Origin of the sequence: Chryseobacterium taichungense (assembly GCF_900109935.1) — a bacterium.
Taxonomy (GTDB): domain Bacteria; phylum Bacteroidota; class Bacteroidia; order Flavobacteriales; family Weeksellaceae; genus Chryseobacterium; species Chryseobacterium taichungense.
Genome location: NZ_FOBV01000006.1, coordinates 65138 through 78193 on the forward strand (window position 1 = coordinate 65138; position 13056 = coordinate 78193).

The 13056-nt window shown below is 39.2% G+C and carries 10 protein-coding genes; all 10 read left to right on the forward strand.

Going from position 1 to position 13056, the window contains the following annotated elements:
* The first annotated feature begins 1155 nt into the window (after window positions 1-1155).
* Window positions 1156-2109 (forward strand): C-type lectin-like domain-containing protein, encoded by a 954-nt coding sequence (locus tag BMW64_RS13640; RefSeq protein WP_090000513.1) that lies wholly within the window; start codon window positions 1156-1158, stop codon window positions 2107-2109.
* A gap of 27 nt (window positions 2110-2136) precedes the next feature.
* Window positions 2137-2868 (forward strand): DNA-binding domain-containing protein, encoded by a 732-nt coding sequence (locus BMW64_RS13645; protein ID WP_090000514.1) that lies wholly within the window; start codon window positions 2137-2139, stop codon window positions 2866-2868.
* Window positions 2869-4483: 1615 nt separating this feature from the next.
* Window positions 4484-4858, forward strand: a complete 375-nt coding sequence (locus BMW64_RS13650; protein ID WP_090000515.1) for a VOC family protein — start codon at window positions 4484-4486, stop codon at window positions 4856-4858.
* A gap of 280 nt (window positions 4859-5138) precedes the next feature.
* Window positions 5139-6368: a GTPase HflX gene (hflX, locus tag BMW64_RS13655; RefSeq protein ID WP_090000516.1), complete on the forward strand. Its 1230-nt coding sequence runs from the start codon at window positions 5139-5141 to the stop codon at window positions 6366-6368.
* Window positions 6368-6997: a DUF4919 domain-containing protein gene (locus BMW64_RS13660; RefSeq protein ID WP_090000517.1), complete on the forward strand. Its 630-nt coding sequence runs from the start codon at window positions 6368-6370 to the stop codon at window positions 6995-6997. Before hflX ends, BMW64_RS13660 begins: the two co-directional genes overlap by 1 nt.
* Window positions 6998-7023: 26 nt before the next feature.
* Window positions 7024-8304, forward strand: coding sequence for a cation:proton antiporter (locus tag BMW64_RS13665; RefSeq protein ID WP_090000518.1), 1281 nt, complete (start codon window positions 7024-7026; stop codon window positions 8302-8304).
* 60 nt (window positions 8305-8364) lie between these two features.
* Window positions 8365-9081, forward strand: a complete 717-nt coding sequence (locus tag BMW64_RS13670; RefSeq protein ID WP_090000519.1) for a DNA alkylation repair protein — start codon at window positions 8365-8367, stop codon at window positions 9079-9081.
* A gap of 13 nt (window positions 9082-9094) precedes the next feature.
* On the forward strand, window positions 9095-9763 hold the full coding sequence (locus BMW64_RS13675; RefSeq protein ID WP_090000721.1) for a hypothetical protein: 669 nt from the start codon (window positions 9095-9097) through the stop codon (window positions 9761-9763).
* Between the two features lie 14 nt (window positions 9764-9777).
* Window positions 9778-11817 (forward strand): hypothetical protein, encoded by a 2040-nt coding sequence (locus BMW64_RS13680; protein WP_090000520.1) that lies wholly within the window; start codon window positions 9778-9780, stop codon window positions 11815-11817.
* Window positions 11817-13046 carry a hypothetical protein gene (locus BMW64_RS13685; RefSeq protein WP_090000521.1) on the forward strand — a complete coding sequence of 410 codons (1230 nt, stop codon included), beginning with the start codon at window positions 11817-11819 and terminating at the stop codon, window positions 13044-13046. Before BMW64_RS13680 ends, BMW64_RS13685 begins: the two co-directional genes overlap by 1 nt.
* Window positions 13047-13056: the final 10 nt, after the last annotated feature.

Below are 13056 nucleotides of genomic sequence, written 5' to 3' on the forward strand. Positions count from 1 at the left end.
GAGGAAAAGAAACTGTCCTCGTTTTTACCCTAAAAAAACGAGATCATACTGATTGCTAGATCATTGGTTTTATAAGTAGTCCCACTCAGACTACTTTTTTAAACACAATGCAACTACAAATGATGACCCTTTCCCAGCTCCCTCATTTCCTGCGTTTTAGCGTAAGGATGCTGTGTTTGCAGGTATTTTTCATTGCTGTTTTCATCAGTTCCCAGGCTCCCTTTTCTTATTCCGATTCAACACTTTTTATCTCTGACGATTCCTATTTATATGTTGAATTACCGGTTCACATTTCCACTGTAACATCTCCGTCAGGAAAAAGTCAGTCATCGGGAAAACAATATAATAGGTTTAAACGTAAAGCGTTCTTCAAGCTAAAAACATCATTCATTAGCAAGAGTCACGTTAACCAAATAAGCCAGATTTGCTTTACAGTTCCAACGAGTTCACATTATGTTGGAAACTCAAATAATTCTTTATCAATAGCTGTATTAGGAAGTTCTTTTCCTGCAAAACATCACAAAATGATGGACTCCGTTCTAAGAGTTTTCCTGGTCGTAAATCATACTAAAAAGAAGCTTTTATATCCTCTTATTAACCATTTCAATCTCTTAAAAATTATAACCAATCACTTCAGTCGCCCTCCACCTATAATTGCGATATTTTATCAAACACAAATGACACGAATTATTAAACACAAATGAGCACAAATGAGCACAAATAGCACAAATGCTTTAAATGCAACGGAACACTTTCCTCTCCGTTTGTCATCCCGTAGGGATCTCAGCAAAGCATTTTCACACCACATTTATGAAATTAGTGTTCAACTATCAGTACCATTCGTGTTTCGTCAATTCGAGTGTTTTTTCGTAACAAAGTGAAGAAAAAATGTATCGAGAATGAAATTGATTCTCCAACTCATAAACTTCTCGATATGATTTTTTCAAAATCTACTCGAAGTGACGATAGACTCAGCGGACTCTTTTAAGTAGAACGCCTTTGTGAAACTCAAAAGCATATCATAGATAAGAAAACTTAGTGCGCTTTGTGTTCAAAAACAATGTGATAGACAATGTCAGGCTGAGCCGTCGAAGCGCAGCTCATCGTGTTTAAAAACCGATTTAAAAAATTATAACAACAATATAAATACAAAACATGAAACATTTATTTACAACTGCAGCAATACTTTTCAGCATAACTGCATCAGCACAAGTGGGGATCAATACTACTACACCAAAAGCCACACTCGAAATCAAAGCCAAAACCACAGATGGCAGCAAACCGGAGGGGATCATTGTTCCCAGATTGACTGCCGATCAAATTCAATTAGGAACATACGGCACAAACCAAATCGGAACACTTATATATGCTCTGGCAGCAGCCTCCGCTCCCAATACCTTTACCGCAGAAATTACCGAACCCGGATTCTATTATTTTAATGGGACCAAATGGAAAAAGATAAACAGCTCAGGAAGCACTATAAGCTATACCACGATTGCAGATCCCAATATCTTAGGCTATGCACCCAGCACCACGGCAACAGCATCAGTCGATGCTCCGGCAACTTTAACGATAGGCTCTGCTACTGCCACCCGAAAAGGAATAGGGACTTTTGGAGGGCACACCTATGCATCCTATTCTACCAATGCCGCAGTAACATGGTATCAGGCCTATAATGCGGCAAAAAATATGGGAGGCTATCTTGCAGCTTTCACTTCTGATGCAGAATGGCAATATGTAGAAACCAATTTACTAACAGCCTATTCCATATTTGATACTAATGGTGCGTGGATTGGTATGGCTAAATTTTCATGGTTTGCAGGAACAGCTATTTCACCTGATCCTGAATTTAAATGGATTACCGGAGAGCAACCTTATCATGATTATTCTGCAGGAGGAACTTCAGCAGTAAGAAAATCAAATTGGTTTGCTTCAGGAGAGCCTAATAATACAGGTGGAAACGAAGGATTTATACAAGTTATGAGTAAAAATACGGCTGTCTCAAAAACCTATAATGGATATACCAGCACTCATCTTTGGAATGATGTTATAGCTAATAGTACCAATCAAACATATACTTGGGGCTTCATAGTAGAATTTCAGCAATAATAATTAATAATTAAAAACAAAAGTAGAATGTCAATATTACACAAAATCAAAGCATATCTCTACGATAACACATTAACCAAAGACAACCCCAATGATTTCATTGCCCGTACGGCAAGCGAGCGTTCTCTTTCTGTAAAACAGATATGTGAAGCTGCAACCAGCCGTGGTGGAGCAGATGTTTCCGCTTCGGCGATGGAACATGCGACCGAGCTTTTCCTTAAAGAAATGGCCTACCAGCTGTGTGATGGCTTTTCAGTGAATACCGGATACTTTACCGCAAGCACCACCATCCGTGGGGTATTTGACAGTCCGTCTGAGACCTTTAACAAAGATAAACACAGCATTATCTTCCAGTTCAACCAAGGGGAAAAGTTACGGGCAGAGATTCCGAATATTGAGATTGATATTCTGGGTGTAGCAGAATCTTCTGCGGTCATCTTACAGGTTACGGATGTGAAGAGTGGTTCGGTGAATGATCTTCTCACTCCGGGCAGAAATCTGAAGATCGTGGGCAGTAAGATCAAAGTTGCAGGAGATGAAGCTTCAATAGGGATCTATTTTGTAGACACAGCAACACAAGGAAGAACCAAAGTAGAGCAGAATGATATTGTCACGAATAACCCTTCGGAGGTTATGGTGGTAATTCCTGCACTAGCAGCAGGAACTTATAATCTGGAAGTGGTAACGCAGTTTACGCAGGGTGCTCTTCTGAAAGAAGTGCGAACGGCTACCCTTGATAAAGTACTTACCGTGGTGTAAGAGAAAAAGAAGCGCTACAGTTAACACCGTGTTGACCGCCCGATCAAGGGTGCGTTGACCGCTCGGTCAAGGGTGTGTTGACCGCCCGAGTGTGGGGGTGTTGACCGTACGGAGGTTATTTAGTACTAAAGTAAGGCTCATAAGCGTAAGAGTCCATCATTCCATCGTAAAGATGGGTATTTTCATCAGTGTGTTACTCCGGTTGGGATCTTTTCCCGGCCGGAGTTTTGGCTTCGGCTCCGCTCAGCCACCGTTGGGTTGGAGGGTTTGGGAGTTTGAGGGTGGTTACGAGAGTTTATTAAGATTCGCTATCATTTGCTGAGTGCTAACGGCTTTGCGTTCAAAAGAATATGCATACTATATAATCTCTTGCGGACATAGCGTTAAAAATTAAAAGCTAACGTTTCCCGCTATGCCGAGATTCCTACGGAAATCACAGATTCGACGTAGTCAATGACAAAGTGTGTGGGTTAGTGTTTGAGGGTGAGAGTGCTGAAGGGTTTAAAGCGGCACAAAATTCCCCTCCCTTGGAGGGGTGGCGAAAATTCGAAAGAATTTTTGACGGGGTGGTTTAAGAAATATTCTGGGATTGGTGGCTTCGAGTCACCTCAGCCAGTAAGGGTTTTTGAGGGTTAGAAAGTCTGAAGTTGGCTATGACAGTTTCAGTAAAATTTGCTATCATTTGCTGAGTGTTTAAGTTTATGCTGAGCCTGTCGAAGTACCTTTGCGCTCAAAAGAATATGCATACTATATAAATCTCTTGCGGACATAGCGTTAAAAATTAAAAGCTAACGTTTCCCACTATGCCGAGATTCCTACGGAAATCACAGATTCGACGTAGTCAATGACAAAGTGTGTGGGTTAGTGTTTGAGAGTGAGAGTACTGAAGGGTTTAAGGCGGCACAAAATTCTCCTCCCTTGGAGGGGTGGCGAAAATTCGAAAGAATTTTTGACGGGGTGGTTTAAGAAATATTCCGGACTGGTGGCTGAGCGGAGCCGAAGCCACCATTGAACAAATGTCATTATTTGTATTGCCCTCATAATCGATAAAAATACCAGAAGCAAACCAAGGTTAAAGAACATACTTTGCACTCTGATAGCGTAACAGACCACCCCGTCGCAAATTCCGTTGGAATTTCCGCCACCCCTCCAAAGGAGGGGAATTCAGAAGCGGTCGATTAGCGGCTCTCGAAGACCCGCGTAAAACAGGCAAATAAAAAATCCTCAGAAGATCTGAGGACTAAAAACTAATAACCGAGAATAAACAAGGGTTTCTATCCCACCTCAAAACTATTAATCAGAAACGATATATAATATGATTACAATCAAGCTCTGGTAGAAAAATTATATTTTCAATAAAAAAGGAATAACATTTCTGCTATTCCTTACTACACACATAATGATATAAACCATAAATTCGCAATAAAACTAATTCATCATTAGAAAATAGGGTATGATTGTGGTCAACCCTTTGAATTTATTCGGAATTGATTGAAATAACAGGCTGTTAATGTGTAATATATTCATTGTAATTTTATATTCAACAAGCCGGAATATTTAATCGGTTCAGCTTAAGAGTTAAGGATCATCAGCAAACGATAATAATTAAAATAAAATGAAAAAAGTAACAGGAATCGGAGGGGTTTTCTTTAAATGCAAAGACCCCAACGCAGTGAATGAATGGTACAAAACGCATCTCGGATTTGATACCACGCCCTACGGAACAAGCTTTGAATGGCTTGAAAAAGATACCGGAAATACAGGCGTTACCCAATGGAATCCTTTTCCGGAAAGTAGTACGTACTTTAATCCCTCGGAAAAAGATTTTATGATCAATTACCGGGTAGATAATCTGGAATCTCTTGTCGCAGAGCTTAAAGAGCAGGGCGTTTCCATCGTCGATGAAATTGAATCCTATGACTACGGAAAGTTCGTCCATATCCTGGATATCGAAGGAAATAAGATTCAGCTTTGGGAACCGGCAGAGTAAAAAATGATAGGTTACTATGAATTAACAGGATGTCTCTACAGACATCCTGTTTTTTATTGAACTTCAGTGATCCTATCAATAGGAGTGGGCTGAAGCCCACTTTTTATGATTAAAAGAAAAAGGCTTTAGCCAAAACTTATCGTAAGTTTAGCTAAGCTTTTATATTGTTCGTATTTAAAAACACGGCTGATGCTTCATTAATCAATACCACGAAAATTCATGTTGGTTTTTTTACTTAAAAATGGTATCTTGTAAATCTCACAAATACAGATAGAATTTAATGCTAGAAAAGAAAGAACACAATTACGAGAAAGCCGTTTTGGTAGGGGTCATCACGCAGCATCAGGATGAGGATAAACTTCAGGAATATATGGATGAGCTGGAGTTTTTGGCGTACACCGCAGGGGCTACCGTAGACAAACGCTTTACCCAGAAATTGACGCAGCCGGATTCCAGAACATTTATAGGAAGCGGTAAAGCTCAGGAAATCAGAGAATACGTAAAAGAACACGAAATAGGAACTGTCATCTTTGATGATGAGCTGTCGCCGTCCCAGTTGAAAAACCTGGAACGCGAGCTTGAAGTGAAAATCCTTGACAGAACCAACCTTATCCTCGATATTTTTGCCCAGAGAGCCACAACCTCCTACGCAAGAACACAGGTGGAGCTGGCACAGTACCAGTATCTTCTGCCCCGCCTTACCAGAATGTGGACCCACCTTGAACGTCAGAAAGGGGGAATCGGGATGAGAGGTCCGGGGGAAACGGAAATTGAAACCGACAGACGGATCATCCGCGACAGAATCTCCTTATTGAAAGATAAGCTGAAGACCATCGACAAACAAATGGCCACCCAGCGAAACAACCGTGGGAAGGTGGTAAGAGTAGCATTGGTAGGATATACCAACGTCGGAAAATCAACACTCATGAATGCGCTTTCAAAATCTGAGGTTTTTGCGGAAAACAAATTATTTGCAACCCTTGATACCACCGTCAGGAAAGTTGTGATCGGAAATCTTCCCTTCCTGCTTACCGATACGGTAGGGTTTATCAGAAAGCTTCCGACGCAGCTGGTAGAATCTTTCAAATCTACCCTTGATGAGGTACGTGAGGCAGATCTTCTGATCCACGTTGTGGATATTTCGCATGAAAGCTTCGAAGACCATATTGATTCGGTAAATCAGATCCTAATGGAAATCAATGCGCATCAGAAGCCCATGATCATGGTATTCAACAAGATCGATGATTTCAGCTACGAAAAGAAAGACGAGGATGATCTTACGCCTTCCTCCAGAAAGAATATTTCCCTGGAAGAATGGAAAAATACCTGGATGGCAAAATCTAAGTATCCGACCGTATTTATCTCAGCGCTTACGAAGGAAAACTTCCCGGAAATGAAAAGGATGATTTATGATGAGGTGATGAAGATCCATATTTCAAGATTCCCGTATAATGACTTCCTTTTCGAATATTTTGATAATGACGAGGAAGAAAACAACCATAAGGAATAATGAAATATCACCTGCTTTTTTTATTGCTTTTCGTTTCGGTTTTCAGCTTCGGGCAGAAGCCGAAGATTGATCTGAAGATGATCGGAAAGGATCTTAAAAACCAGCAGTCTCCCTACAATTATGAGAAGCTGATTTTTAAATATAAAGCCTATCCCAAGTCGCTGGATACGATAGAATCTCAGCACTTGTATTACGGAAGAAATTTCAGAAAAGATCTTGTTTCCACAATGGACGATGAGTTTAAAACGCTGGCAGAAGCTTTTAAGGACAAAAATTTTGATGAATGTATAAATAAAGGGAAAATTCTTTATGAAAAAGACCCCACCAATCTTGATGTTCTGCTCATTCTGCTGCAAGCCTATGACTCTAAAAAGGAAGGAGATAATTTTATGCATCACCTGAGCCAGTTTCGTACGCTTACAGATGCAATCAGAAGTTCCGGAGACGGTAAATCTGAGAAAACAGCATATCTCGTCAATACAGTAGGAGACGAATATATTCTCCTGAATATCCTAAATCTTGGGCAAGAGTATTCACGAGGCTCTAAAGCGGCCAAGGATGGGATGTATGACATCTGGCAGAAAGACAACAATACCGTTTATATCAAAGTACTTTATATCGATTTTTAACACCAAATAATAAAAAAAACAGCTTAGTGGAATTATATTATTCATTTTCAGCTTTAATCGTTTTAGCATCCATATTTGCATACCTTAATTACAGATTCCTGAAACTTCCGAGTACCATCGGGATTATGGTGATCGCCATCGCGGTTTCCATATTTCTGGTTTCCTTCGGGGAAACGGTACTGCCAAGAACCTTCGGCCACCTTCATAACCTGATGAGCGGCATTGATTTTACGGAAGTGCTGATGGGGGCCATGCTGAATTTCCTTCTCTTCGCAGGAGGGATTCATATCAACATCGATGACCTGAAAGAACAGCTGCGCCCCGTGCTGATATTCTCGACACTTGGGGTGGTAATTTCCACATTTGTAGTTGGTTTCGGGATGTTCTATCTGTTGCCCTTTTTAGGTATTGATCTCCCTTTTATCTATTGTCTGCTTTTTGGAGCACTTATTTCGCCTACTGATCCTGTAGCCGTGTTGAGTGTCCTGAAGCAAGCCAATGTTTCGAAATCTCTCGAAACAAAAGTAGCAGGAGAATCTTTGTTCAATGACGGTATGGCCGTAGTGGTCTTTACTGTTGTTCTTCAGCTTGCTATCGGAAACGAGGTCGACCTAGGCATTGAAAGCATCGGGCTGCTGCTGCTTAAAGAAGCCGGAGGCGGATTATTGCTCGGGGTAATCTTAGGATGGGTCACTTCAAGGCTGATGCGTGAAGTAGATGATTATATTATTTCCGTGCTGGTGACATTGTCTGTGGTAATGGGTGGTTATCTCATTGCCCGTCAGATGCATATTTCCGGGCCTCTAACCATGGTTGCTGCAGGATTGTTTATGGGTAATTTTAATGTTAAATTTAAAATGAAATCCATTACTCAGGATTACCTGATCAAATTCTGGGAGCTGATCGATGAAATTCTCAATGCGGTACTTTTCCTATTCATCGGGTTTGAACTCCTGGTGATCAAAGATCTCAACCACTTTATGATTCCGGGGATTGTTGCTATTGTTGTAGTATTGGTCGCAAGGTTAATTTCCATCTATGGGCCGACGAAATTTATGCGGAGAACTTTCAGCCCGCAAACGGTAAAGGTACTGGTCTGGGGAGGAATCCGGGGTGGAGTGTCGATTGCACTGGCACTTTCAATCCCCAAGAATGAATACAGCAATGCAGTCTTAAGTATCACTTATTGTGTGGTTGTATTTTCTATTGTTGTTCAGGGACTTACTATTGCTAAAATTGCAAACCCGAACAAGATTGCCAAAGAGGAGCAGGAGCTGGAAACGGTCACTTTAAATAATGAGGAATAAAATTTTGTGAATAAAGAGATTACGATTGAAATTAAAGGGTAAACTAAGACGTGAATTCAAATGGGTGTCGTTAAAGAAATACAGGAAGCATTAGCTGTTTTATCCGTTCCCGAAAAAGCGGAATTCTTTCCGAAGTTTTTCAAAACAGGGAAAGGGGAGTATGGTGAAGGCGATTTGTTTCTGGGCGTAAAGGTTCCTGACCAACGTTCCGTTGCCAAAGAATATTATTCAAAGATGTCATTACCGGATATTGGCAGGCTGATTTCGTCCCCTTATCACGAACACAGACTTACCGCTTTATTTATTCTTGTTTCAAAATTTGAAAAAGCCAAGAGTGTAAACGTAAAAAACGATATCATTGAACTATATCTGGATCATCTGGAGTACATTAATAACTGGGACCTGGTCGATTCAAGCTGTTATAAAATTCTGGGAAGGTATTGCTTTGAAAATCAGAAAGAAGACCTGTTGCGAAAGCTTTCCGGCTCTGACGAAATGTGGCACAAAAGAATTGCTATTGTCGGAACCCTGCATTACATAAAAAAAGGTTCATTTGAACTTACGAAAGCGCTCGTGACACAAAACCTAAAGCATCCCCATGATCTGATGCATAAAGCAAATGGCTGGATGCTCCGTGAAATGGGACAGAAAAATGAAAAGGAACTGATCAGTTATTTAAACCTTAATTATCATGAAATGCCAAGAACCTGTTTGCGCTACGCAATAGAGAAGCTTGATGAAGATGTGCGGCAGGATTATCTTAAAGGCAGAATTTAGTAAGAATCTTATTATGAAAAACTATATTAAACGGCTGGTTGTGTTATTGCCCCTGTTGCTGCTTACGAGCTGTTTCGATATTTTAGACAAAGTAAATATGAAAGCAGACGGAAGTGGTGAGTACACGATTATCCTGAATGCAAGCAAAAGCAAAACAAGATTGGCCTCCATCTCAAAAATGGAATCCATTAACGGAAAGAAAGTTCCGAAAAAGCCTGAAATCGAAGCCAAGATCAACGAAGCCGCCAGAATATTCAAAGCTACACCGGGAATTTCCAATGTAAAAACCTCAATGGATTTTGATAATTACATCATTAAATTAAGCTGCCATTTCACTAAGATCGAAAATATCAACTCAGGGCTGGAACAGCTAAAGGCCAGGAACATCATTGGTAAAATGGTTCCTACGAATATTTACAGTCAGAATCCGGAGAAAAAGACATTTATGAGGAATAAAGTCAATACTTTCAAAAGTGATTATGATAAAATGAGCAAAGCCGATAAAGAAGTTTTCACTGATGCTCGCTATATTTCCGTATTGCAGTTTGAAAATACGGTGAAATCGCAGTCGAACAATGCATATTCTCTCTCTCCAAACAGAAAGGCGCTGAAGCTGGAGGCTACGGTTTTGGACCTTATTCTTCAAAAGAAACCTTTACAGAATATTATTTTATTTCAATAATTCAAACACGAACCATGAAATCTATCGTACAAAAGACAAAAATTATAATTTTATTTCTCACTTTTTCTCTGGCCTTTGCACAGCAGCGCATGAAAATGCCCGCAGATGTTCTTTTTTACATGGAAATCAACGGACAGCAATTGGGTAAAAAGATCAACTGGCAAAAGTTTAATCCGATCTTACAGGAAGTCACAAAGAAAGGAAAAGGAAAAGAAAAAGCTTCATGGACCGATTATTCTAAAACCGGGATTAAATATGATGCACCACAATATCATTATGCTTCTTTCAATGATTCTGTGCAGGTGTATTCAGCACACTTTATTGTGGACAATAAAGATAAATTTCAGGAATTTATCAATTCAGTGAAGAAAGACGGATTGGAAGTTTCCACAAAAAGAAACTATTCTTATGTGAATCTTGATGATGATGTTTTTGTCGCATGGAACGACAGACGTGCTGTTCTGAAAATGATTAATTACAATAAACCTTTTAAGGATGAGCTGGCTGCTGACAGTACGGTAGCTGTTGTAGACAGTGCCGTAGCTGTTGCTCCCGACAGCGCATCTATTGAAGAGCCTGAAAAGCCGTTCGATTATAAAGAAGAGATTAACTATCTGAAAGATGATATTAAATATTTAAAGGAAAGCATTAAGGATAATAATGCCGAAATACAAAGGATTCAGAAAGACATCAAGTATCTTGAAAAGCATCACGAATATCCGAAAGAGAAGAAAGGTGCGACGGATGAGAATTATTCAGGTGACACAATAGAAGTTGAGCCTGCGCCAGGGCCGGAAGAAGATAGGGAAGATCTGCAGATACCGGAATATGATGACTTTAAGAAAGAAATGGATTCTCTGAAGATAGAAAAATTCAAGGTGCTTAAAAAACTCGCCGAAGAATCTTTCGATCAGTATTTTAACTCGAATCTGGAACTCGATGTTCCAAAAGAAATGACTGCTTTTCGGGATGCCGGATCAGATGTGTTCGTGTATACCGATTACGGAAGTCTGGTCAATAATGGCGCTTACGGAAAAATGATGAGACAATACGAGTTTGGAAATCTGTTTAATTCCGTATACAATTCAAATTCTTCTTACAATCTCTATTTTGACAAAGATAAAGTGAAGCTGGTCAACAGTTATCAGCACAAAAATCCGGAGGTTCAGAAAAGTTTTTCGGAAATTTATAAAGGAAAGAAGAATAAAAAGCTTGCGAGGCTCATCAATGATAAAAGCATCGGTTACTATGCTATGAATGTCGATGGAAGCAAATATTTTGATATGATGTACGCGCTCATGAAAAATGCAGGAGATTCGGGATATCAGAAAGAAACGGAGCTCATCATGGAAACGGTAAAGATTGTTCTGGACGAAAAAGCCATCGCAAAAATAGCTCCCGGAAACGGAATTTTTGTTCTTAATGAGCTTAAGTCTAAAACGGTAGAATACACTGACTATGAATACGATGACGACTACAATGAAAAAGAGGTGAAAAAGACGAAAGAAGTGGTTGTCCCGGACTTCACTTTTGCTTTCGCAACAGAAAACCCCGGATACTGGAACCGTATTTTCGATTTGCTGGCCACCAATAAAAAGACATCAAAGCATTTTTCCAGAAATGGAAATTTATACACTTTTAAAGAGGATAAAGAAACAGGATTTATGGATCAGCTTTACTTTAAGGTCAGGGATAATATCGTCTATGTAATGAGTTCTGAAAATGGCTTAGAAGTTAAAAATCAATCAGATAAATCTAAAATCTGGATGAAGGAATCATCAAAATACCCGGCATCAGGAAGATTTGATATCCAAAAGCTTCTGGTTGGGCTGGAAAAAGAATTCAAAAGTACTTCTGAACGAAAGATGCTGGATCTGGTAAGAAAAAATGTAGGAGAAGTTAATTTTAAATCAGAATCAAAAGGAGATAAGATTGAAACGGAAATCAATTACTCCATTAAGAATGCTTCAGAAAATAGTCTGATGTATTTCTTTGATCTGTTCGACGAGATTTACAAATTACAGGAAACAGACAAAAAGCAGCCGGTTCTGTAATGAAAAAGAAAATTATTGGCGTCATAGCACTCCTCATTGCGGGTATTATTTATTTTGTTTTTTATCATACAAGGAACACTTATACCACAGTGCCTCTGGATGCAGATGCGATAATATTAATAGATGCCAAAAAAGTAAAGCGACAATATATTTCTGATCTGCTAACCCATCCGTCGGCTTGGTTTAAGAAAGGACCTGAAAATTCGGCTTTCCTTAACGATTCAGGGATTGTTATTCCTGATTTCTTCCAGTTTTTTCATCTTAAAAACTCTTCGCTGACAGAATGGTACAGTATTTTTGATCTGAAGGACCAACAGCAGTTTTTGAAGTTTTTACAATCACAGAAATTTAAGAAGCTGAGCGAAAATGTCTTTAGAAAGGATCATGCGTTTATTATGGTTTACGATAATTTGTGTATTGCTGGAACCTCAAAGATAGGGTTGGAAAGTATTCATAAACAGGTTTTTAAGCTTTCACAAAAAAATATTCTTGATGCAGCGTCTCTTGTTGATAAAGGTATAGGCAGTATCATTTTTAATGACGGGAAAAGCAGCTACAATCTGTACATTGATCTGAATTCGGATGAAATGGAATTTAGAACCAACTCAAATTTCTATGATTCGGAGCCTATTATCGCAAAGCTTTTAAAAACCAAGTCATTTATTGAGACGGAATTGGATTCTGAGAATATGCGTCTGCTGAGCTCTGTTTTTCCTTTTAAGAATTTAGGAGATGCCAAGGTTGATTATTTAAAAGCTAATGCAGACCTTCAACAGGTAAATGACACGATTATCACTTACGAGTACGACGATAATTTTAATGAAATTGAGAAAAATACGGTCCGGAAAATTGTGCAGCCTGCTTACGTCGTTTCTCTTCATAGTTCAGATCCGGAAAAGACAGCGCAATATTTTCAAGATAAAAAATGGATTAACGCGCAGCGACAGTTTGTTGTGATTCCTTTCCAACCGAATGTGATTGAAAAAAAGAAAAATGATTTTGAAATTCGATCAACAGGAAAAAGTATTCAGCCTTCCTTGAGAATGAATGAAAATTATATTTTTATCACGAATAATGAGTTATTATACTCTCATTTAAAATCCTTCACGCTAAGGGAAAAGAAAATAATTTCTGATATTGACTATATTTTTTATGGTCATAAAGATCAGGATTATTATGTAAAATTAAAATTTAAAGAAAGTGAGCTACCTTTAGTTCTGAGGTGGTAGCAGGTTAAAA

Coding starts and splice junctions, on each gene's coding strand:
- BMW64_RS13640 (WP_090000513.1), top strand. CDS start 1,156: ATGAAACATTTATTTACAACTGCAGCAATACTTTTCAGCATAACTGCA.
- BMW64_RS13645 (WP_090000514.1), top strand. CDS start 2,137: ATGTCAATATTACACAAAATCAAAGCATATCTCTACGATAACACATTA.
- BMW64_RS13650 (WP_090000515.1), top strand. CDS start 4,484: ATGAAAAAAGTAACAGGAATCGGAGGGGTTTTCTTTAAATGCAAAGAC.
- hflX (WP_090000516.1), top strand. CDS start 5,139: ATGCTAGAAAAGAAAGAACACAATTACGAGAAAGCCGTTTTGGTAGGG.
- BMW64_RS13660 (WP_090000517.1), top strand. CDS start 6,368: ATGAAATATCACCTGCTTTTTTTATTGCTTTTCGTTTCGGTTTTCAGC.
- BMW64_RS13670 (WP_090000519.1), top strand. CDS start 8,365: ATGGGTGTCGTTAAAGAAATACAGGAAGCATTAGCTGTTTTATCCGTT.
- BMW64_RS13675 (WP_090000721.1), top strand. CDS start 9,095: ATGAAAAACTATATTAAACGGCTGGTTGTGTTATTGCCCCTGTTGCTG.
- BMW64_RS13680 (WP_090000520.1), top strand. CDS start 9,778: ATGAAATCTATCGTACAAAAGACAAAAATTATAATTTTATTTCTCACT.
- BMW64_RS13685 (WP_090000521.1), top strand. CDS start 11,817: ATGAAAAAGAAAATTATTGGCGTCATAGCACTCCTCATTGCGGGTATT.